The sequence below is a fragment of the Leclercia sp. UBA5958 genome, assembly GCF_002430365.1.
Taxonomy (GTDB): domain Bacteria; phylum Pseudomonadota; class Gammaproteobacteria; order Enterobacterales; family Enterobacteriaceae; genus Enterobacter; species Enterobacter pneumoniae.
In genome coordinates, this window is record NZ_DJCE01000004.1 from 372,010 (window position 1) to 394,129 (window position 22,120).

At 53.5% G+C, this 22,120-nt stretch carries 19 protein-coding genes; 10 read left to right on the top strand and 9 right to left on the bottom strand.

Annotated elements, in window-relative coordinates; genetic code table 11:
- Window positions 1-38: 38 nt before the first annotated feature.
- Window positions 39-1,217: an acetyl-CoA C-acetyltransferase gene (locus B2Q93_RS06310; RefSeq protein WP_286932250.1), complete on the top strand. Its 1,179-nt coding sequence runs from the start codon at window positions 39-41 to the stop codon at window positions 1,215-1,217.
- A gap of 325 nt (window positions 1,218-1,542) precedes the next feature.
- Window positions 1,543-2,226: an oligogalacturonate-specific porin KdgM family protein gene (locus tag B2Q93_RS06315; RefSeq protein WP_040074170.1), complete on the top strand. Its 684-nt coding sequence runs from the start codon at window positions 1,543-1,545 to the stop codon at window positions 2,224-2,226.
- 136 nt (window positions 2,227-2,362) lie between these two features.
- Here the strand turns inward: B2Q93_RS06315 and B2Q93_RS06320 are convergent, their stop codons facing one another.
- Complete coding sequence (locus B2Q93_RS06320; RefSeq protein WP_286932251.1) at window positions 2,363-3,538, bottom strand: oligogalacturonate lyase family protein; 1,176 nt, start codon at window positions 3,536-3,538, stop codon at window positions 2,363-2,365.
- A 443-nt stretch (window positions 3,539-3,981) separates the two neighbouring features.
- On the opposite strand from B2Q93_RS06320, the gene kduI reads away from it, so the two are divergent.
- The 3 genes from kduI to araE all read left to right on the top strand — a co-directional run bounded on the left by kduI (window position 3,982) and on the right by araE (window position 7,373).
- A complete protein-coding gene (gene kduI / locus B2Q93_RS06325) occupies window positions 3,982-4,818 on the top strand; it encodes a 5-dehydro-4-deoxy-D-glucuronate isomerase (protein ID WP_040078401.1) in 837 nt (278 codons plus the stop codon).
- Between the two features lie 62 nt (window positions 4,819-4,880).
- Complete coding sequence (gene kduD / locus B2Q93_RS06330) at window positions 4,881-5,642, top strand: 2-dehydro-3-deoxy-D-gluconate 5-dehydrogenase KduD (protein ID WP_040074172.1); 762 nt, start codon at window positions 4,881-4,883, stop codon at window positions 5,640-5,642.
- Window positions 5,643-5,957: 315 nt separating this feature from the next.
- Window positions 5,958-7,373 (top strand): arabinose-proton symporter AraE, encoded by a 1,416-nt coding sequence (gene araE / locus B2Q93_RS06335; protein ID WP_040074173.1) that lies wholly within the window; start codon window positions 5,958-5,960, stop codon window positions 7,371-7,373.
- Window positions 7,374-7,421: 48 nt separating this feature from the next.
- Here the strand turns inward: araE and B2Q93_RS06340 are convergent, their stop codons facing one another.
- The 5 genes from B2Q93_RS06340 to B2Q93_RS06360 all read right to left on the bottom strand — a co-directional run bounded on the left by B2Q93_RS06340 (window position 7,422) and on the right by B2Q93_RS06360 (window position 12,840).
- Window positions 7,422-8,549, bottom strand: a complete 1,128-nt coding sequence (locus B2Q93_RS06340) for an oligogalacturonate lyase family protein (RefSeq protein WP_046887098.1) — start codon at window positions 8,547-8,549, stop codon at window positions 7,422-7,424.
- Between the two features lie 64 nt (window positions 8,550-8,613).
- A complete protein-coding gene (locus B2Q93_RS06345) occupies window positions 8,614-9,900 on the bottom strand; it encodes an ABC transporter substrate-binding protein (protein ID WP_207292350.1) in 1,287 nt (428 codons plus the stop codon).
- 14 nt (window positions 9,901-9,914) lie between these two features.
- Window positions 9,915-11,042, bottom strand: a complete 1,128-nt coding sequence (locus B2Q93_RS06350; RefSeq protein WP_046887096.1) for an ABC transporter ATP-binding protein — start codon at window positions 11,040-11,042, stop codon at window positions 9,915-9,917.
- A gap of 12 nt (window positions 11,043-11,054) precedes the next feature.
- Entirely contained in the window at window positions 11,055-11,957 is a 903-nt protein-coding gene (locus B2Q93_RS06355) for a carbohydrate ABC transporter permease (protein WP_040074178.1), read from the bottom strand.
- A complete protein-coding gene (locus B2Q93_RS06360; protein WP_040074179.1) occupies window positions 11,950-12,840 on the bottom strand; it encodes a carbohydrate ABC transporter permease in 891 nt (296 codons plus the stop codon). Before B2Q93_RS06360 ends, B2Q93_RS06355 begins: the two co-directional genes overlap by 8 nt.
- Window positions 12,841-13,387: 547 nt before the next feature.
- On the opposite strand from B2Q93_RS06360, the gene wzz(fepE) reads away from it, so the two are divergent.
- Window positions 13,388-14,512, top strand: a complete 1,125-nt coding sequence (gene wzz(fepE) / locus B2Q93_RS06365) for an LPS O-antigen length regulator Wzz(fepE) (protein ID WP_046887095.1) — start codon at window positions 13,388-13,390, stop codon at window positions 14,510-14,512.
- A gap of 40 nt (window positions 14,513-14,552) precedes the next feature.
- Here the strand turns inward: wzz(fepE) and B2Q93_RS06370 are convergent, their stop codons facing one another.
- Window positions 14,553-14,876 (bottom strand): cupin domain-containing protein, encoded by a 324-nt coding sequence (locus B2Q93_RS06370; RefSeq protein ID WP_040074182.1) that lies wholly within the window; start codon window positions 14,874-14,876, stop codon window positions 14,553-14,555.
- Window positions 14,877-15,013: 137 nt separating this feature from the next.
- On the opposite strand from B2Q93_RS06370, the gene B2Q93_RS06375 reads away from it, so the two are divergent.
- Window positions 15,014-15,706, top strand: coding sequence for an aspartate/glutamate racemase (locus B2Q93_RS06375; protein ID WP_207292348.1), 693 nt, complete (start codon window positions 15,014-15,016; stop codon window positions 15,704-15,706).
- Here the strand turns inward: B2Q93_RS06375 and B2Q93_RS06380 are convergent.
- Window positions 15,693-16,610: a LysR family transcriptional regulator gene (locus B2Q93_RS06380; protein ID WP_212476823.1), complete on the bottom strand. Its 918-nt coding sequence runs from the start codon at window positions 16,608-16,610 to the stop codon at window positions 15,693-15,695. The genes B2Q93_RS06375 and B2Q93_RS06380 overlap by 14 nt on opposite strands.
- A 120-nt stretch (window positions 16,611-16,730) precedes the next feature.
- Between B2Q93_RS06380 and lysA the strand changes: the two genes are divergently transcribed.
- Window positions 16,731-17,993 (top strand): diaminopimelate decarboxylase, encoded by a 1,263-nt coding sequence (gene lysA, locus B2Q93_RS06385; RefSeq protein ID WP_286932255.1) that lies wholly within the window; start codon window positions 16,731-16,733, stop codon window positions 17,991-17,993.
- Here lysA and B2Q93_RS06390 read toward each other — a convergent pair.
- Entirely contained in the window at window positions 17,963-19,000 is a 1,038-nt protein-coding gene (locus B2Q93_RS06390) for a LacI family DNA-binding transcriptional regulator (protein WP_207292346.1), read from the bottom strand. The two genes, lysA and B2Q93_RS06390, sit on opposite strands and share 31 nt — an antisense overlap.
- Before the next feature lie 290 nt (window positions 19,001-19,290).
- On the opposite strand from B2Q93_RS06390, the gene B2Q93_RS06395 reads away from it, so the two are divergent.
- Window positions 19,291-20,628: a PTS sugar transporter subunit IIC gene (locus B2Q93_RS06395; protein ID WP_286932256.1), complete on the top strand. Its 1,338-nt coding sequence runs from the start codon at window positions 19,291-19,293 to the stop codon at window positions 20,626-20,628.
- A gap of 7 nt (window positions 20,629-20,635) precedes the next feature.
- Complete coding sequence (locus B2Q93_RS06400; protein ID WP_212476441.1) at window positions 20,636-22,063, top strand: glycoside hydrolase family 1 protein; 1,428 nt, start codon at window positions 20,636-20,638, stop codon at window positions 22,061-22,063.
- The last annotated feature ends 57 nt before the right edge of the window (window positions 22,064-22,120 follow it).

A 22,120-nucleotide genomic window follows, 5' to 3' on the forward strand; every position in this document is an offset into this window, starting at 1 on the left:
CTCTACTATTGCCGGTGTCATTTTGCGCAGAGGTTGAGATGAAAGACGTCGTCATTGTGGGTGCATTGCGTACAGCTATTGGCTGTTTTCAGGGAGCGTTGGCGCGTCACTCTGCGGTTGAGCTGGGTAGCGTGGTGGTTAACGCGCTGGTGGCACGTAGCGGCGTTGCTGCCCATGAAATTGATGAAGTGATCCTCGGTCAGGTATTGACCGCAGGAGCCGGGCAAAATCCCGCGCGGCAGGCGGCGTTAAAAGGGGGACTCCCGAATACCGTCTCGGCGATCACCATTAACGACGTATGCGGTTCGGGCCTGAAGGCACTGCACCTGGCCACGCAGGCGATCCAGTGCGGCGAAGCCGACGTGGTCATTGCGGGCGGTCAGGAGAACATGAGCCGTGCCCCGCATGTTCTGACCGACAGCCGCACCGGTGCGCAGCTCGGCAACAGTCAGCTTATCGATAGCCTGGTGCACGATGGCCTGTGGGATGCCTTCAACGATTACCATATGGGCGTGACCGCAGAGAACCTGGCGCGGGAATATGGCATCACGCGTGAGTTACAGGATGCCTATGCGCTCAGCTCTCAGCAAAAGGCCCGCGCGGCTATTGATTCCGGGCGTTTTCGCGATGAGATTGTACCGGTTGCCGCAACCCGCGCTGGCGGCGAACCCTTTATCGTCGATACCGATGAACAACCGCGTGTGGATGCCAGCGCCGAAGGGCTGGCTATGCTGGCTCCGGCCTTTGAAATGCTCGGTTCCGTGACCGCCGGCAATGCGTCGTCAATCAATGACGGTGCTGCAGCGGTGATGATGATGAGTGAGAGTAAAGCGGAAGAGCTGAATTTGCCGGTGCTGGCGCGTATAAAAGCCTTTGCCAGCGTGGGGGTCGATCCTGCCCTGATGGGGATTGCGCCGGTCTATGCCACCCGCCGCTGTCTGGAGCGTGCAGGCTGGCAACTCAGCGACGTGGATCTGATTGAAGTCAATGAGGCCTTTGCCGCGCAGGCGCTGTCGGTGGGTAAGATGCTGGAGTGGGATCCTCTCCGGGTCAACGTTAACGGCGGGGCAATTGCCCTCGGTCACCCTATTGGCGCTTCAGGCTGTCGTATTTTAGTGTCGCTGGTTCATGAGATGGCGAAGCGCAATGCCCGTAAAGGGCTGGCCACATTATGTATCGGCGGCGGCCAGGGTGTGGCGCTCGCCATCGAAAGATAACCCCAGCGCAGTAATATCTCCTGCTACACAGCCCCCAATTTTGGGGGCTTTTTTTGTGAAATGAATCTTATTTTTATCCGCATAAGTCAATTCTCAATTTTCTAATAATTTAAGTGTCATTAATCCCGTGCGTTAATACCCTCCTTTTGTGATCCTTACCATTAAATTTCCCCTTAATCATCTTCTTTTGTTGATGGTTGTCACGTCCATCGTTGCCAAAAAAAATGAAACAAATAATTACGATCAGGATCACTAAAATATCGTTATTTAAAAAATAAAATTCAATTCCATAAAAACGAAACATCATTTTAATTGAGGGTGTCCCATGTTTAAAAAATCTCTGGTCCTTGCTTCTCTCATTGGTGCGTCTTTCGCGGCTCAGGCTGTTACCGTAGATTTGCGTCATGAGTATATCGATACAGGAACTAACGCAGACCGCGTGTCCGTATCACATCGTTTTGATAATGGTTTTGGTTTCTCTGTTGAAGCGAAATGGAAATCAGGTGGTGATAAAGCCGATCAGCCTTTTGCAGATATCGTGGGCAATGGCCACGAAGAGCAAATTAGCTGGCGCTGGAAAGCAAACAAGAATATTGCGATAACGCCGGGCCTGACGCTGGAAAGCAAAGAGAGTAATACCGTCTATAAACCTTATCTGCATGCGCAATATAGCTTTGATAGCGGATTCTACATGGCCGCACGTTACCGTTATGAATATAACCGTTATCCTTCTACGCCAGACCGTGAAGACGATAAAGTCAATCGTGGTGATGCGTGGATCGGTTGGGTAATGGGCGACTGGCGCACCGAGCTCAATTATGTTTATGCGAAAAGCTCTGAAGGCACCATTCGCAATAACAATAAAGATTATTCTCAAGAATATAACGTGAAGCTGGCATATAAGTGGGATAAAAACTGGGCGCCATACGCTGAAGTGGGTAACGTCGGTGTTAAAACAACGGATGAACGTCAAACCCGTTTCCGTTTAGGTGTGGCATATTCATTCTAACCAGACAGCATCAGGGAAAGAAAAGCCGGCTCATGCGCCGGCTTTTTTGTGGCTGAAATATCTTGCGGGTGGCTGTAGAAATAAAAAAAGCCCTCCGCGAAGGAGGGCAAGGCCAGTTACAGAAACACTAACTCAATTAATATTGCAACATTTCAGGTTGCTCAGGAAGTTTCGCGATATAAAGAGCGGGTTTACCGTCTTTATCGGAACTAAACAGGACCGCACTGTCATCCGGCGTAAAGGAGGGGTGCGGATGGGTCACCTGGCGGCTATTTGCTACCGTGGCCCAGGAGGTATCGTGACGCGCGATGCGGAAATAACCTTTCTTCGCCACGTCGAACGCATACAGATAAGGATCGTTATCGATGGTATAGCCGCTGGTGTCTTTCACATCCACCGGCGTACCAGAGCCGTCGCCTACCAGCAGCGTGCCATCAAAGTTACTCATCAGGTGAGAACAGGCGGGCATCTGCATCACGGTTTCATTAATGCCGGTATCCGGATTGAAGCGATAAATCGTGCGGCCCTGTTCGCCCTTCAGATAAGAGACATAAATCAGGGCAGAACCGTTTGGCACCCAGAACTCGTGGGTGCAGCTTTCGCCTTCAGCGTGCTCCTTCACTTTACGCACATGACTTCCGTCTTCGTTGACCAGCCACATGCGGGCATCGACCAGGTCGTGCGGACCTTCGTGGCAGAACGCAACGGTGTTGTCATCGAACGGACGATAGATAGGGTGACCGAGCCAGTTTTTCTCTTCATGGATGACGCGGCTTTCGCCGGTTTGCAGATCCACGCGCAGCAGACGGCAGTGTGGGCCTTTGTGGAAAAAGTCGTGGAAGATCTTCCAGTCATTGAGCGGCGTCCAGTCGCTTTTGGCGATTTCAATGCCAACCAGTTTCGTGCAATCGCTGTTCGCCACCCAGGTGCCGTATCCGACCCAGTCATCGCTCACGCGATAAATTTCACGCTCGTCGAGCGTGCGCAGATTCACTTCCCGCAGGGTACGATCGTTCTTCACGTAGTAGAGCGAAGTATCGTCGGGTGACAAGAAGCCGCCAAAGGTGTTATCACCGGCCCCTTCGGTCAGCTGTACGGCCTCGGCTTTGTTGATATCCAGCAGGTAGTAGTTCCAGTGGCCGTCAAACTCTCCGGCAAACAGCAGATGGCTGCCATCATTGAAAAAGCATTTTTGATAGAAGTAGTTACGGTGGCACGTTACTTCCGGGGGGGTCAGGCGGGTGACTTCCACGCCTGTATCCGGATCGCGGCTGACGTCATAGTTCAGCTTGACCCGCATACCTTTTGCCATGATGCGCTCCTTGATGTCGACGGCAGGGCAAAGGCCCTGAAGATAATGGTTTAAAAACTGGGTATTAAATTATCAAAACATCGTTTCAATGTGTGTGACTGGTGGCGCACTTCTGGACAATATGGAGACATTTGTATCATTCAGTTTCATGTTATTGCTGATAATAATTTTTGTGCTGAATAACCTGGTAAGAACCCTTATCTATTCTATCTTCATGTTTTTAAAGTGATTTAAAAACCACCTTAAACAGCGCTGTAGGGCCGCTAGCCTGACAATCGTGATCGAAACTACACTTCTGAGATTAACATGCAGAAAAAGTGAAACAACGTTTCGAATACAATTGAAAACCCATTTCACAGAAGATAATATGTGCTCATCATGAAAACGGAACATCGTTTTGTTAATTATCCAGGCTAACTAGCCAGAATACGTTGGAGGTTAATGTGGAAGTCAGACAAAGCATCCACAGTGCGCACGCAAAAACGCTGGATACCCAGGGGCTGCGTAATGAGTTTTTAGTTGAGAAAGTGTTTGTCGCGGATGAGTACACCATGGTGTACAGCCACATTGACCGCATCATTGTTGGCGGCATTATGCCGGTGGCAAAAACCGTCTCCGTGGGCGGCGAAGTGGGCAAACAGCTGGGCGTAAGCTACTTCCTCGAGCGTCGCGAACTGGGCGTGATCAACATTGGTGGGCCAGGTACCATCACCGTAGATGGCCAGTGCTACGAAATTGGTCATCGCGACGCGCTGTATGTAGGCAAGGGTGCCAAAGAGGTGGTCTTCGCCAGCGTAGATAACAGCAAACCCGCGAAGTTCTACTACAACTGCGCCCCTGCGCATACCACCTATCCCACCAAAAAAGTGACCCCGGCAGACGTCGCTCCGGTCACGCTGGGGGATAACCTCACCAGCAACCGTCGCACCATCAATAAATATTTCGTTCCCGATGTGCTGGAAACCTGCCAGCTCAGCATGGGGCTGACCGAGCTTGAGCCGGGCAACCTCTGGAACACCATGCCGTGCCATACCCATGAGCGCCGCATGGAAGTTTACTTCTACTTCAACATGGAAGACGACGCCTGCGTATTCCACATGATGGGACAGCCGCAAGAGACGCGCCATATCGTGATGCACAACGAGCAGGCCGTTATCTCGCCAAGCTGGTCCATTCACTCAGGCGTTGGTACCCGTGCATACACCTTTATCTGGGGTATGGTGGGTGAGAACCAGGTCTTTGATGACATGGACCACGTCGCTGTTAAAGATTTGCGCTAACTGCGGGCAGTTATGCATAACTCTGCCTGTTATGACAGGCGCTGAACGATTAAGGAAAAAACATGATTCTGGATTCATTTTCTCTGCAAGGTAAAGTGGCCGTTGTTTCGGGTTGTGACACGGGGCTGGGCCAGGGTATGGCGTTAGGTCTGGCAGAAGCGGGCTGCGACATCGTTGGTATTAACATCGTTGAGCCGACAGAAACCATTGAGCGCGTTACTGCGCTGGGTCGTCGCTTCCTGAGCCTGACTGCCGATTTGCGTAAAATCGACGCTATTCCTGAGCTGCTGGATCGCGCCGTTGCTGAGTTCGGTAAAATCGACATTCTGGTAAACAACGCGGGTCTGATTCGCCGTGAAGACGCGATTAACTTCAGCGAGCAGGACTGGGATGACGTGATGAACCTGAACATCAAGAGTGTGTTCTTCATGTCTCAGGCGGCGGCGAAGCACTTTATCGCTCAGGGCAACGGCGGCAAGATTATCAATATCGCCTCTATGCTCTCCTTCCAGGGTGGTATCCGTGTGCCTTCTTACACCGCATCGAAAAGTGGCGTAATGGGCGTGACCCGACTGCTGGCCAACGAATGGGCGCAGCACAACATTAACGTGAACGCCATCGCGCCAGGTTACATGGCAACCAACAATACCCAGCAGCTGCGTGCTGACGAAGAGCGCAGTGCTGCCATTCTTGAGCGTATTCCGGCAGGCCGCTGGGGTCTGCCATCGGATCTGATGGGGCCGGTGGTATTCCTGGCCTCCGGTGCATCTGACTATATCAACGGCTATACCATTGCGGTTGATGGTGGCTGGCTGGCACGTTAATTTTCGCGTCACGTTATAAAAAACCTCTGCCCATGGGCGGAGGTTTTTTTTGCCTGTAATGTTGATTATCCATATCAAGAAAGATAATTAATCCATACTCAAAAAACAGGCACGACAGGCGTCACACATTTATTGTTTATTTATTAGCTAATTAACGGGAAATTAAGATTTTTCATAATCATTTGAAATTGTAATGTCCATCACATAACGCCATGCCATAGCTAATTAGTCCATAACTTCACCCATTCCCGCCTGACACTTATTCCCCTTATCTCGTAATTTCAGTTAACGATTTTTCGGTTCTGGCAGGAAATTATGACATCGATAAATGACTCTACCCTTATGCCGGCTGCGCTGCGCGACACCCGGCGCATGAATCAGTTTGTCTCGATTGCGGCTGCCGTGGCAGGCCTGCTGTTCGGGCTCGATATTGGCGTGATCGCCGGTGCGTTGCCGTTTATTACCGAGCATTTCACCCTCAGCAGCCGCCTGCAGGAGTGGGTAGTGAGCAGCATGATGCTGGGCGCAGCGATAGGTGCGTTATTTAATGGCTGGCTCTCATTCCGTCTGGGGCGTAAATACAGCCTGATGGTGGGGGCAATTCTGTTTGTTGCCGGGTCCGTTGGCTCTGCCTTTGCCACACAGGTTGAAGTGCTGTTGCTCGCCCGCGTGCTGCTGGGCGTGGCGGTGGGGATTGCATCTTATACGGCGCCGCTCTACCTCTCGGAAATGGCGAGTGAAAACGTGCGCGGGAAAATGATCAGTATGTATCAGCTGATGGTGACGCTGGGCATCGTGCTGGCATTCCTGTCGGATACCTATTTTAGCTACAGCGGTAACTGGCGCGCCATGTTAGGGGTGCTGGCGTTACCGGCGCTGCTGCTGATCGTATTAGTGATTTTCCTGCCGAACAGCCCGCGTTGGCTGGCGCAGAAAGGGCGCCACGTGGAGGCAGAAGAGGTGCTACGCATGCTGCGAGACACCTCTGAAAAAGCGCGCGAAGAGCTGAATGAGATCCGCGAAAGTCTGAAGCTGAAGCAGGGCGGCTGGTCGCTGTTTAAGGTTAACCGCAACGTTCGCCGCGCGGTATTCCTCGGCATGCTATTGCAGGCAATGCAGCAGTTTACCGGCATGAATATCATCATGTATTACGCCCCGCGTATCTTCAAAATGGCCGGATTCACTACCACAGAACAGCAGATGATTGCTACCCTGGTGGTCGGGCTGACCTTTATGTTTGCCACCTTTATCGCCGTGTTCACCGTCGATAAAGCCGGGCGTAAGCCGGCGCTGAAGATTGGCTTTAGCGTGATGGCAATAGGTACGCTGATCCTCGGCTACTGCCTGATGCAGTTCGATAACGGTACCGCATCGAGCGGGCTCTCCTGGCTTTCGGTGGGCATGACCATGATGTGTATTGCAGGCTATGCCATGAGCGCCGCGCCGGTGGTATGGATCTTATGTTCTGAAATTCAGCCACTGAAATGCCGTGACTTTGGCATCACCTGCTCTACCACCACTAACTGGGTCTCCAACATGATCATCGGGGCAACCTTCCTGACATTGCTGGATGCCATTGGTGCGGCGGGAACGTTCTGGCTCTACACGGCATTAAACGTGGCCTTTATTGGCATCACCTTCTGGCTTATTCCTGAAACCAAAGGGGTGACGCTGGAACATATCGAACGCAAACTGATGTCAGGAGAGAAACTGCGCGACATCGGCGTGTAATGTCTGTTCAGTTTGCCCCTCTTTTTCGCATAGAGAGGGGCAAGCAAGTTAAACCGCACACAGATAGAGCGCAGGCATTCCTTCCGTATCTGAGGTGTACAACACCCACTTATTATCCGGCGAGAACGAGGGGTGGGGATGCGTCACCTGACGGTCGCCGTCCAGCACTTTCCAGCTGCTGTTATGTTGGCAAATGGCTTTTTGTGTTCCCTTCTTAATATCGAATACCCAGATAAAAGGATCGTTCAGGTTGATATCGCCCGTGTTGTGCGGCGAGCCGTCGCCGACGATCAGCGAGCCATCGTCGTTGCTCATCAGATGAGAGCAGGGGGGAATGGCCATCAGTTCGCGGTTCTCTAAGGTGGCAGGATCGGCACTGCACAGATAGCGCTGGGCTGCATGCTCTTTGTGCGCCACATAATAGAGAGCGGATCCGTCCGGCACCCAGAATTCATGGGTAAAACTCTCTCCTGCGGCGTGCTGGCGCACTTTGCGCAGGTTGCGACCGTCGGGGTTGATCAGCCACATACGCGCATCGATAGCATCGCGCGGGCCCTCATGGCAAAAAGCGATGGTATTGTCGTCAAACGGACGATAAATGGGATGCCCAAGCCAGCGCTTCTCCTGCAAAATCACTGTCCTTTCGCCGGTGCGTAAATCGATATTGATTAAGCGGCACTCCGGCTGAGTGAAGTAAAATGCCCGAAACTTGCTCCAGTCGGTGAGGGGTTGCCAGTCGCTCTTTTTAATTTCAATCCCGACCAGCTTCGTGCAGTCGCTGTTGGCCACCCAGGTGCCGTAGGCGACCCAGTCGTCATCGACCTCGTACACCACGTACTCTTCAAGGCTCTCCAGGTCGACGCGCCGGAGTTCGCGGGTCTCTTTGACATACCAGAGCGATTTATCGTCAGCCGATAAAAAGCCGCCAAAGGTGTTATCTCCAGGCCCCTCGGTGAGCTGCATGGCTTGCTGACCGGGGATATCCAACAGATAGTAATTCCAGTGCCCTTCAAAGGCGCCGCCAAAGAGCAGTTTGCTGCTATCGCGGGTGAAGCACTTTTGATAGAAGTAATTACGGTGGCAAATAATATGCGGGGGCGTCATCCGTATGACCTCGTGTCCGGTCTCACTGTCCTGACGCGTCTGAAAACTCAGCGGGATGATTTTGCCTTTCATGGTGTTTTCTCCATAAAAAAATACCCCAACGCATAGGCGTCAGGGTATTCAAAGTAAGTCCTTGTTAGCGCATGGCGCGCTTCAGAATACGTTCAGCCTGACGCTGGAAGTCAGCGGCAGTCTCTTCCACGGTTTTCTGGCCGTAATCGAGGTATTGCAGAGAGGTGCCGAACTGCGCCACGATCTGCGGATCGTCAAAGTATGGCGATACAGAGAGTTTGGCAGGCAGTGACTGCGCCAGGCGCAGACCCGCTACGGAAGGATCGTTCTCTTTGATGGTGCCGTCTTCCGTCAGGTACTGCACTGCCGCTTTACTCAGCGGTACGCCACGTTCCAGGCCCAGAGTATGGACACCCTCTTTGCTGTTGAGTAGGAAGTTAATCAACTTAGCGGCCGCTTCCGGGTTCTTCGTCGATTTGCCGATGGAGAGCATCTGTGCCGGTTTAAAGAACAGACCCGCGTCCGTTGCGCCCGGCAGCATTGGGTAGCTACCAAGCTCCAGTTTTGCCGGTGGCTTCAGGTTGTCGGAATACTTGGTGATGGTGGAGTTCCACATATAGGTCCCGCCCCATTCACCCTGGATCCACGGCTTCATCTCATACATGTTGCTCTTACCAAATGAGGCATAGTATTTGGTGTCTGGCATCACGTGGCTATCAACCAGCTTTTTGTAGGTCTGGAAAAACTCCACCCACTGCTCTTTGCTGTAGGAGAATTTTTTCGCCTTTTCATCAACCGCCGGGATGTTGTACTTCTGAGTCATATAAGAGTTCAGCAGCGCCAGGGTGTCCTGGTGCTCCAGTACAACCGGGTAATACTGTTTGCCCAGTTTGCTTTCGAAGGTTTTACCCGCCGCCATCAGCTCATCCCAGGTTTTTGGGTAGGTGACACCGGCTTTTTTCCAGGTTTCATCGTTGAAATAGAAGACGCGCGCGGTCACGGAGATAGGGATCCCGTTCAGCTTGCCGTTTACCGTGGTGGACTGCAGCTCTTTAGGATCGAACTGCGCCAGGTCGATCACATCTTTCATTTTGTTCAGATCGTAGAAGCCCTCACCGGTCTTAGAGAAGATCGGCAGCCAGTTCCAGTTGGTCTGCATCACGTCCGGCTCGGTGCCGCCTGCGATTTGCGTCGTCAGACGGGAGAGGTGTCCGTCCCACCCCGTGTATTCGGCTTTAACGTTGATGTCCGGATTCTGTTTGTGGAACTCTTCAATCGCCTTCAGCGTCACCTGATGGCGGCCATTACCGCCCCACCAGGACATACGTAAATCAACATCCTGCGCCATCGATGGCAAAGCAGTCAGACCCAGGGTAGCGGAGATTGCTGCGCTTAAAAGCACTTTTTTCATTTTTATAACTCCAGTCAGAGAGAGATGTTCTGTTCAGATTTCGCGTCAAAGATATGACACTTATTCATGTCGAACTTAAAATACACCTTACGATGAAGCCCCTTTTCAATCATGGGCTTAGCTTCGTCGGAAGGAATGCGGGCTGTCAGTTCATAGTCGGCGACTTTCAGGTAAACAAAGAATTCGTGCCCCATGTTTTCGGCGCGAACCATCTCGCCGCAGCAGCCGCCCTGAAGGAAGGGCTCATCAGAGAGCGAGACAAAGTCCGGGCGAATCCCGTAGAAAATGTCCTGGCCAACGTGGCTCTCGACTTTCTCTTTCAGTTCAGCGCTTAGCGGCATGGTCTGGTCGCCGATGGTCAGGGCGAGCTGGCCGTCCTGGTGCACCAGTTTGCTGGCGCGGATGTTCATTTCCGGCGAGCCGATAAAACCGGCCACGAACATGTTTTTCGGCTTGTGGTAGAGGTTGTCCGGGGTATCTACCTGCATGATATGACCCAGTTTCATCACGCAGATGCGGTCGCCCATGGTCATCGCTTCGGTCTGATCGTGCGTTACGTAGACGGTGGTCGCCGGTTTGCCGGAGGCCTTCAGCTGCTTGTGCAGATCCGAAATACGAATACGCATTGAGGCACGCAGTTTGGCATCCAGGTTGGAGAGCGGTTCGTCAAACAGGAACACGTCCGGCTTTTTCACAATCGCACGGCCTACCGCCACACGCTGGGCCTGGCCCCCGGAGAGCTGGCGCGGCAGGCGATCCAGCAACTCTTCCAGTTCAAGGATTTTGGCCGCTTCATTCACCTGCGCCTCAATTTGCGTTTTTGGCAGTTTGCTCAGCTTCAGGCCAAAGGCCAGGTTTTCGCGCACGGTCATATGCGGGTAAAGGGCGTAGTTCTGGAACACCATCGCAATCCCGCGCTCTTTTGGCGCCAGGTTATTGACGATCTTGTCGCCGATGCGCACTTCGCCGCCGCTAATGGTCTCCAGACCGGCCAGCATACGCAGCGTGGTGGACTTCGCGCAGCCGGAAGGGCCGACGATCACCATGAACTCACCTTCAGCGATTTTCAGGTCGATAGCATGTACCGCTTTGAAGCCGTTGGAGTAAACCTTTTCCAGTTTGTTGAAGATAACTTCAGCCATGATATTTCCCTCTTAACCTTTAATTCCGCTGCTGGTTACGCCCTGTACGAAGTAGCGCTGTGCCAGGAAGAAGACAATGATGGATGGCAGAATGGAGATGCTCGCCATTGCCAGAATTTCGTTCCACGGCGCCCCTTCGGTGACGTCGATGGACATTTTCAGAGCCAGTGCAATCGGGTATTTATCCACGCTGTAGACATAGATCAGCGGCCCGATAAAGTCGTTCATGGACCACATGAACTGGAACAGTGCCACGGAGATGATGGCCGGCTTCAGGATAGGTACCACCACGTACCACAGCACCTGAATAGAGTTACAGCCGTCAATCTGCGCCGCCTCTTCCATGTCTCGCGGCACGCCGCGCAGGAACTGGATCAGCATGAAGACGAAGAACCCTTGCGTGGCGAAGGCCAGCGGCAGGTACAGCGGCATATAGCTGTTCAGCATGCCCATTTCACGGAACATCAGGTACTGCGGGATCAGCAGCACGGTGCTTGGCAGCAACATGGTGGTGATCAGCGTCGCGAACCAGAACTTCTTCCAGGGGATCTCGAAGCGGGCAAAGCCGTACGCCACGATGGTGGAGGAGATAATGGTCAGGATCACTTTGGGGATCACATACTTAAAGGTGTTCAGCATGTAATGACCGAAGTTGTACTCGGTGCCGGTTTTCCAGCCATTCACAAAACCATCCCAGGTGGCATGGGCAGGCCACAGGCTCAGGGTGGTAAAGATCTCGTGGTTCGGTTTGAACGACGCCGAGAACATCCACACCAGTGGGTAGAGCATCAGCAGGCCAACAAACAGCAGGATCACATAGCGAATGCTGGCGCTAATTTTTTCACGACGCAGCGTACGGGCCACCTCGCGTTCTGCGATGCTTCTCGCCGTGGAGAGTTGTTGAATATCAGCCATTTTTGCCTCCCTTATCGGCGGAGTAGAACACCCAGTATTTCGAAGACTTAAAGGCGATAGCGGCGAAGACAGCAACGACCAGGAACAGGACCCAGGCCAGTGCGGCGCCATAACCCATGTCAAAGTATTTGAATGCGGTGTCGTAGATGTAGAGCGAGAACAGATAGGTCGAGTAAGTCGGCCCACCGCCGGTGATGACATACGGCCCGGTAAATTCCTGGAACGCCTGGGTCGTCTGCATAATGAAGTTAAAGAAGATCACCGGGGTAATCAGCGGTACGGTCACTTTCATGAACATCTGCCACTTAGATGCGCCGTCGATCATTGCCGCTTCGTACTGGGATTGCGGCACGTTTTGCAGAGCGGCAAGGAAGATGACCATCGCGGAGCCGAACTGCCATACGCGCAGCAGGGTGACGGACATCAGCGCCAGCGACGGCTCACCAAGCCAGTTGACCGGATCGAGGCCAAATACGCCGATAAAGCTATTTAACAGCCCATCGATGGCAAACAGGGCGCGCCACAGAACGGCAATCGCGACGGAGCTGCCCAGGATCGACGGAATATAGTAAGCGGTTCGGAAGAATCCAATGCCGCGTAATTTAAAGTTCAGGACAAAAGCGATGCCAAGGGCAAAGGCCAGCTTTAACGGGATGGTTAAAAATACATACGCGAAGGTCACGCCCATGGATTTCCAGAAGAGGGTGTCTTCGGTAAACATGTAGCGATAGTTCTCAATGCCGTTAAATACCGGCGGGCTCATCAAATCGTAATCAGTAAAACTGAGGAAGAAAGATGAAACAAATGGGAAAGCAGTAAAGAGTATCAACCCAATTATGTAGGGCGATATCCATGCTAACCCCAGCAGCTTGTTTTCATTCATACATACCTACCTGGCGATCAATGGTTTAAAAAACGGAATCTGCATTTGTAAAGACTTCTCACGCCTGTGTTCCTTAGCATGAGGGAAAATTTTTAGGGCGATGCGAAGGTTAGTCACCCATTACATGCTGATTAATAGGGTATTTTCAGAATGCACCTCGCACTGAAGTGTCTGGTTTTCAAAACTTACGAACTGTCTTTCTTGAATACTAAAACATCGTTTTATTTTATTTTATTGCTATTTATTTCCGCGTCATTCGGTTAATGATGGAAATGTGATCGATGTCGAAACGCTGTTTCAATAAGGTGATGGGGCTGGCATTTTTGCGTCATTTCAAAAAATTGCACTCGCCAAAAGGAAGAGGAGGGTGGGGCATAACGGAGAGGTTTTATAGCAGCAATCCTTTTGTTGGATGGGCTACTAAATTTGATAGCCCATCGACAGATATACCATTCAGGCGTTCAGATTATTCTTAGGTTCTTGTATCATCGGGATCCCCGTAATTTGCCAGGCAGAAATGCACTGCACCTTTAAAAGAAAAACGGTTATGTCATCTATGGATACCAACAAACACACGGACCTCGATTTCCCTCGTTATGCCTCCCCGGCAGTCAATACCCGAGAAATAGACCTTCTGGAGTTGTTACAGACCCTTTTTGCAGCCAAAAAGCGCATTGTGGCAATTACCTTCGCGTTTGCGTTGGCCGGCCTGGCAATCGCGTTTTTACTCCCGCAGAAATGGACCAGTAAAGCCGTTATCACCCCGGCAGAACAGACACAGTGGAACCCGCTGCGCCAGATGATGGTTGCGTTACAAGTCCTTGATGTTGACGTTAAGGTGGACCGACCGGAAGTGTTCAAACTGTTCATTAAAAAATTCCAGTCGCAGTCCCTTCTCGAAGAGTACATGGCGAGTTCACCCTATGTAGTGGGGCAGTTGAAAGGCACAGAGGTGGATCCCCTGACGCTGCATCGCGCGGTGGTCAGCATCGCTGACAGAATGAAAGCAGCCGATAACACCTCCGCAAAAGATGCGGATAAAGCGCCCTATATTTCGTGGACGTTGAGCTTTACCGCGCCAACAGCAGCCGATGCACAGACCGTGCTGGAAGGCTATATCAACTACGTTTCTCGCATCGTCGAGCAGGAGACAATGCAGAACATACGCAACCAGATCGCGCTGAAAACCAAAGTGGTAAAAGAGCAGCTGCAGCTTGATAGGGTGCGCCTGACCAATATTCACAACACCAATCTTCAGCGCCTGCATTACTCGCTGGAGGTTGCTAACGCGGCGGGCATCAAAAAGCCGGTCTACAGTAACGGGCAAGCGGTGAAGGATGATCCTGACTACTCAGTGGCGTTAGGCGCTGACGGTATCGCGCAGAAACTGCAGATTGAAAAAAACATCAAGGACGTGGCTGAACTCAATGCGGACTTCCAGAACCGTCAATACTATCTGCAACAGCTCGAAAACCTTTCTATCGAAGATGTGAACGTAGAGCCGTTTAAATATCAGCTTTCCCCTTCTATGCCGGTGAATAAAGACGGCCCGGGTAAAGCGCTCATTGTACTGCTGGCGGGATTACTGGGTGGGCTATTCGCTTGCGGTAGCGTACTGTTGAACCAGGCATTAAGTTCCCGTATTCCACTGCCCGAGCCGGTAGCGGCATAAAGGCCAGGAAAGAAAAGGGCGCTTAACCGCGCCCTCTTATTTACTTCAGAAAGTCTTCGCGCACCGGCGTGAAGGTATCCAGCAGCGTACCGGGCTTCAGGCAGACGCAGCCGTGCATCACATGCGGTTCTTTATAGAGCGTATCGCCAGCGGTCACGATATGTTTTTCATCACCGATAGTGAACTCAAACTCGCCAGACAGCACATAGGTCAGCTGCTCGTGCGGATGGTTGTGCATCGGGCCAATTGCCCCCTCCTCAAAATTCACCTCTACTGCCATCATTTTGCCGTCGTGAGCCAGAATGCGGCGCGTCACGCCGTTGCCCAAATCGTCCAGGCGGGTCTCTTTATGAAAAATAAACATGGTTGTATCCTGATATAGAGTGAAACGTTGTTTCAATTAACTTATCTCAGCCCGTATAAAAAGAAAACATTGAACCAAGGAACTGGAAACTCGATCACAAGTTTGCTTCACTGAGGAAAACCAGAAAGGGGAGCAGAATGAAAACGATCGGTCTGTTGGGCGGAATGAGTTGGGAATCAACCATTCCCTATTATCGTTTAATCAATGAGGGCGTAAAGCAGCGCCTGGGTGGTCTGCACTCTGCAAGTCTGCTGCTGCATAGCGTGGACTTTCATGAGATCGAAGCCTGTCAGTCAAGCGGCGACTGGGATAAAGCCGGAGAGATGCTGGCCAGCGCGGCGCTGGGCCTGCAGCAGGCGGGGGCCGAAGCCATTCTGCTCTGTACTAATACCATGCACAAAGTTGCGTCGCATATTGAAGCGCGTTGCCCGCTGCCATTTCTGCATATTGCCGATGCGACCGGGCGGGCGATTACGACATCCGGCATGTCGCGCGTGGCATTGCTGGGCACCCGCTATACCATGGAGCAGGACTTTTACCGGGGCCGTCTGACGTCGCAGTTTGCCATTGAAACGCTGATCCCCGATGAAGCAGACCGCGCGCGCATCAATGAGATCATCTTTGCAGAGCTCTGCCTCGGCACCTTTAGTGATGCCTCGCGCGACTATTATCTGAGCGTGATCGAGAAACTGGCGGCGCAGGGGGCGGAAGGGGTGATCTTCGGCTGCACCGAGATTGGCCTGCTGGTGCCTGCTGAGCACAGCCCCATTCCGGTCTTCGATACGGCGGCGATCCACGCGGCAGATGCGGTGGAATTTATGTTGTCCTGAGAAGATCGGCCGTAAACTGTTTTGCCCCCTGCTGTAACCAGCCACTGAATGCCTCCACCAGGGCGGAGGCCGGGCGGTGCAGCGGGCGGATCAAACTCACCGTGAACGGCACCGAGAGGCTAAACGGGCGGATAACCACTCCGCTCGCCGCATACTCCAGCGCCGTGAGCGGATTGACTACCGAAATTCCTACCCCTGCGCGCACCATGGCGCAAATCGATGCTGCGCTGTGGGTTTCCACCACCATCCGGCGTTTAATCTGATGTTCGCTAAAGAGCGAATCCAGCAGCTGGCGATAGCTGTCGGTGCGCGACAAGCTAATGTAGTTCTCACCCTGAAAATCGGCGGGGGTGAGCACGCTCTTCTGACTGAGCGGATGCCCTGCGGGCAGCACGCACACCTCATCCAGCGACAGCAGTTCAGTACGTTCTGTTCCGGCAGGGGTGAGCAAGGTTTCCGTCAGCCCCAAATCGTGTCGCTGGGCGGAAAGCCACTCCTCAAGTAGCGGGGATTCTTGCGGCACGATAGTGAGATTGACGTCGGGATAGCGCGTCAGAAAGGGCTGTAACAGCGTCGGTAAAAAGGACTGGGAAAAAACCGGCAGACAGGCGATCGACAACTCTCCCTGGCGGAATTCACGCAGGCTTTCGGCGGCGCTGACAATCCTGTCCAGCCCGTACCAGGATCGCTGGACCTCTTCAAAGAGCCGCAGCCCTTGCACCGTAGGATGCAGACGCCCTCGGCTTCGCTCAAAGAGCGTCAACCCAATTACCTTTTCAAAGCGCGCCAGCTCGCGGCTGACCGTGGGCTGCGAGGTGTGGAGCAGACGTGCGGCCTCGGTCAGGTTACCGGCGGTCATCACGGCGTGGAAGATTTCGATATGGCGTAGGTTAACGGCGGGCATAACGGTGACCTGTGGCAAAAAGTTATCCATATCATTTTTGCATAGACTGACGATAAAACGATATTTTTTATTCGGTTCACACTGTGGCGTAATCATAAAAAACCTGTACCGGAGAAGACCATGCCACGCTCGTTACACAACACAGACATAGCCCTCAACGCCGAGAATCTGCTGCGCCTGCCTGCGGAGTTTGGCTGCCCGGTCTGGGTTTACGACGCACAGATCGTTCGCGAAAAAATCGCCGCGCTGCATCAGTTTGATGTGGTGCGTTTCGCTCAGAAAGCGTGCTCAAACATCCATATCCTGCGCCTGATGCGCGAGCAGGGTGTCAAAGTCGACTCCGTATCGCTGGGGGAGATCGAACGTGCCCTGGCGGCGGGTTATGATCCGCAAGCCGATGGCGATGCCATTGTGTTTACTGCCGATCTGATCGACAGCGAAACCCTGGCCCGCGTGCATGAACTGCAGATCCCGGTTAACGCGGGCTCGGTAGATATGCTTGCCCAGTTAGGCGAGGTTTCGCCTGGCCATCGCGTCTGGCTGCGCGTTAACCCCGGCTTTGGCCATGGTCACAGTCAGAAAACGAATACCGGCGGCGAGAACAGTAAACACGGCATCTGGTATAGCGATCTGCCGGCGGCGCTGGAGGTATTGCAACAGTACAACCTGAAGCTGGTGGGCATTCACATGCACATTGGTTCTGGCGTCGATTACGGCCATCTGGAGCAGGTATGCGGTGCCATGGTGCGTCAGGTCATGGATTTCGGGCAGGATCTGGAAGCGATCTCCGCGGGCGGCGGCCTCTCTATTCCGTATCGTGAAGGGGAAGAGGCGATCGATACCGATCACTATTACGGCCTGTGGAGCGCCGCACGTGACAAAATTGCCGCTCACCTCGGCCATCCGGTAAAGCTGGAGATCGAACCAGGGCGTTTCCTGGTGGCTGAGTCCGGCGTATTGGTGGCACAGGTGCGTAGCGTCAAGACAATGGGTAGCCGCCACTTCGTACTGATCGACGCAGGATTCAACGATCTGATGCGCCCGGCAATGTACGGCAGCTATCATCACATTACCGCGCTGGCCGGCGACGGGCGCGATTTAACCCAGGCAGAGCAGGTAGAAACCGTGGTTGCCGGGCCGCTGTGTGAATCCGGTGATGTCTTTACCCAGCTGGAAGGCGGCAAGGTCGAAACCCGTTCGCTGCCCGCCGTGGTACCGGGAGATTATCTGGTACTGCATGATACGGGGGCCTACGGTGCGTCGATGTCTTCTAACTACAACAGCCGCCCGCTACTGCCGGAAGTGCTGTTTGATAACGGCGCGGCACGCCTGATCCGCCGCCGTCAGACGATTCAGGAATTGCTGGCGCTGGAACTCTTCTGATCATACTCCGGCCCTGGCGCGACGGAGTCCCGGATGACGAGCGTGCCGGTAAAGGGCGGGATCGCCTCGATCGGCTGGTCATTCGCCAGCCGGATCGCCTGATCGATAGCCGTGGTGATCATATTGTCGATCGGCAGATAGACGGTCGACAGGGCGGGCTCCAGCCATTTCGCGCAGGGGGCGTCATCAAAGCCGAACAGAGAGACATCCTGAGGAATACGCAGCCCCGCCTGGTGCAGCGCTTTTGATGAACCCAGCGCCATATCGTCGTTACAGGCAAACAGGGCGGTAAACTTCACGTTTTCGGTAAGCAGTTCGCGGCAGAGTTCATAGCCCCGCGTCATCCCGGCGTCGCCATATTTCACCCGGCTCTCCTCCCACGCAATGCCATGTTCTTCCAGCGCTTTACGATACCCCATCAGACGCGCTTTCCCGGTCGGCGTATGGATCGGTACCGTCATACAGGCGATCTCCCGATGCCCCTGGCGAATCAGATAATCCACGGCTTTATACGCCGCATCCTGCTGCTCGAAGAAGACGCAGCGATCGCGGGCCTGGCTGACGTCACGGTTGATGACAATAAGCGGCATCTTCACGCTGTTGATCAGCGCCATAATGGCTTTTTCGCTCATATACCGGGTATAAAGGACGATGGCGTCGCACTGACGATCCGCCAGCATCTGCACGGCTTCCTGCTCCCGCTCGGGCGTGTCGTGGCCATCGGTAACAATCAGCTGCTTGCCATGCGTTTCTGTCTGACGCGAGGCTTGTTGCAACAGGCGGCCAAAATAGAATCCGTCAAAGGTGGAAACCACCAGGCCAATACTGTTGCTGGTACGGTTAGCCAGCGAGCGGGCAAGAAAATTAGGGCGATAACCCAGCTCTTCCATCGCTTTAAACACTTGCTGCCGCGTACTCTCTTTGACCTGACCTGTGCCGTTCAGCACGCGCGATACAGTGGCTTTTGATACGCCCGCACGCAGTGAGACATCCAGCATTGTTGCCATTCGTTATTCCTGCTTTCCCGTTATAAAAGCAGTTTATCACAGACGTTCCGGCGCTTAAGCCGGGCGGGTAGGGCAAAACCCCCATCATGATCACGCTTTTTGCCACCCGCGGCATCGCGGGCGATAAGTGGTATACCAAAGTGTATCTAAATCACAATCTGGGATACCTCTTACCGCGTTGCGAGCCAAGTCACAGAACAATATGACGCTGAAAGCTATTTTTGGTATGCCAATAGTATCCGGCTGTACACCTTATTCAATAAAAGCCCTTTTACTGAGGTATTACCCCTATGGCCTTACAGGAAAAACTGATCGATTCTCTGGGCAGTTTCGCCACCAAGTTCAACAGTTATCGCTACATCATGGCGATAAAATCCGCTTTCATCACCTTAATGCCGGTCATCATCGTTGGGGCGTTTTCGGTGCTGATCTCCAATATGGTGCTGGATCCGAAAAACGGCCTGGCCAGCTTTCAGTCGCTCTCGTTCCTGGCGGCGCTAAAGCCCATCACCAGTGCGCTTAACTACGCCACCCTTAACTTCCTGAATATCGGCGCTGTGTTCCTGATCGGTGTCGAACTGGGGCGGATCAACGGCATTAAATCGCTCTTTCCAGGGCTGCTGGCGGTCATCTGCTTTATTTGCGTTACGCCAACGACGGTAGAGATGCTGGTGGATGGTGAAATGCACGTGGTGAAAGATGTACTGCTGCGCCAATTCTCTGACACCCGCAGCCTGTTCCTCGGCATGTTTATCGCGATTCTGTCGGTAGAGATCTATTGCTGGCTGGAGACCCGTCCCGGGCTGAAGATCAAAATGCCCGACACCGTACCGCCTAACGTTTCTGCCTCTTTTTCTGCGCTGATCCCGGCGATCATCACCACCACCTCTATTGCCACTTTCGGCTTTGTCTTCCATCAGTTGACCGGTATGTATCTGTACGATGCGGTTTATCAGGTGGTGCAACAGCCGCTTGAACGCGTGGTGCAAAGCCTGCCGGGCATTCTGCTGCTGATGTTTGTGGCCCAGCTGTTCTGGGTGATCGGCATTCATGGCAACCAGATGATCAAACCGATCCGCGAGCCGCTTCTGCTGGGGGCTATCACGGTTAACATGAGCGCGTTTGAGCAGGGCAAAGAGGTACCCAATATCATTACCATGCCGTTCTGGGATGTCTATATGAGCATCGGCGGCTCCGGCCTGACGATCGGGCTGCTGATCGCGGTGATGATCGCCACCAAACGTAAAGAGATGAAAGAGATCGCCAAGCTCTCGATTGGCCCGGGCATTTTCAATATCAACGAACCGGTGATCTTCGGTATGCCAATCATGCTCAACCCGATTCTGGCGATCCCGTTCATCATCACCCCACTGGTGACGGGCTCTATCGGCTATTTCGCCACCGTAACCGGTTTTGCCGGCAAAGCCGTGGTGATGGTGCCCTGGACGACGCCGCCGCTGATTAACGCCTGGCTCTCCACGGCGGGCTCGATGGGGGCGGTGATCACCCAGCTGATCTGCATTGTGACCGCGATACTTATTTATCTGCCCTTTGTGAAAATCGCCTCCCGCCGCGCAGAGATTGCCGCACAGCAGGCCCAGAACCAGCAGGCGACCCATAACGCATGAGGATTTCATGAGCATAAAACGCATTAGCATCCCTCAGGATTTTATCCTGGGGGCGGCGGCCTCCGCCTGGCAGACTGAAGGCTGGAGCGGCAAGCGAGAGGGACAAGACTCCTGGATTGACCTCTGGTACAAAAATGATCGCCACGTCTGGCATAACGGCTATGGCCCGGCGGTGGCCACCGACTTCATCAACCGCTTCAGGGAAGACGTGGCGCTGATGAAACAGGCGGGACTGACCCATTACCGCACGTCCATCAACTGGTCGCGCTTTTTAATCGACTATGAAAACGCCGTGGTCGATGAGACCTACGCCGCCTGGTACGATGAACTGTTCGCCGAGATGCATCGCCAGGGCATTGAGCCGATGATCTGCCTCGAACATTACGAACTGCCTGGCACCCTGCTGGAGACCTACGGCGGCTGGGGATCGAAGCATGTGGTGGAGCTCTTCACCCGTTATGCAGAGCAGGTCTTCGCCCGTTATCACAAGGTCGTGAAGCGTTGGTTCACCTTTAACGAGCCGATCGTTGTACAGACCCGCGTCTATCTGGATGCGCTGCGCTGGCCCTACGAGCAGAACACCGGCACCTGGATGCAGTGGAACCATCACAAAGTGCTGGCGACGGCAAAGGTGGTGAAACTGTTTCGCGAAAAAGGCTACAGCGGAAGCGTGGGCTGCATACTCAACCCGGAGGTGACCTATCCGCGCTCACGCGCAGCGCATGACGTGCGGGCGGCAGAAATTTACGATCTCTTCTACAACCGGGTCTTTCTCGATCCGCTGGTTCACGGGCGTTACCCGCAGGCGCTGTTCTCCCTACTGGCACAGCACGATGTGCAGTGGGAATACAATGAGCAGGAGCTGGCGCTAATTGCGGATAACACCGTCGATGAGCTGGGCATCAACCTTTACTACCCGCACCGGGTTAAGGCGCCCTCCAGGGCCTGGCATCCTGAGACACCTTTCCATCCGGCCTATTATTACGAGCCTTTTGAGCTGCCGGGGCGGCGCATGAATAAATCCCGCGGCTGGGAGATTTATCCGCGCATTATTTATGACATGGCAATGCGCATCAAAAACGACTATCGCAACATCCCGTGGTTCGTTGCCGAAAGCGGGATGGGGGTCGAGAACGAGAGTCAGTTCCGCAACCGTGACGGAGTCATAGAAGATGATTACCGGATCACGTTCATCAGCGAACATCTTTATTACACGCTACTGGCGCGGGAAGAGGGAGCGAACTGTCACGGCTACATGCTGTGGGCGTTTACCGATAATGTCTCGCCAATGAATGCCTTTAAAAACCGCTACGGTCTGATTGAGATCGATCTCGATAATCAGCGCGCCCGGCGGCCCAAGAAGTCGGCGAGTTGGTTCCGACAGCTACGTGATGAGCGTGTGCTGGCGCTCACTCTCGACGAAGAATGGAAGTAGGCGAAGAGCGTGCCAGTTCTGGTAACATAGCGCACAAACTGGCCGGGAGGATGCCCG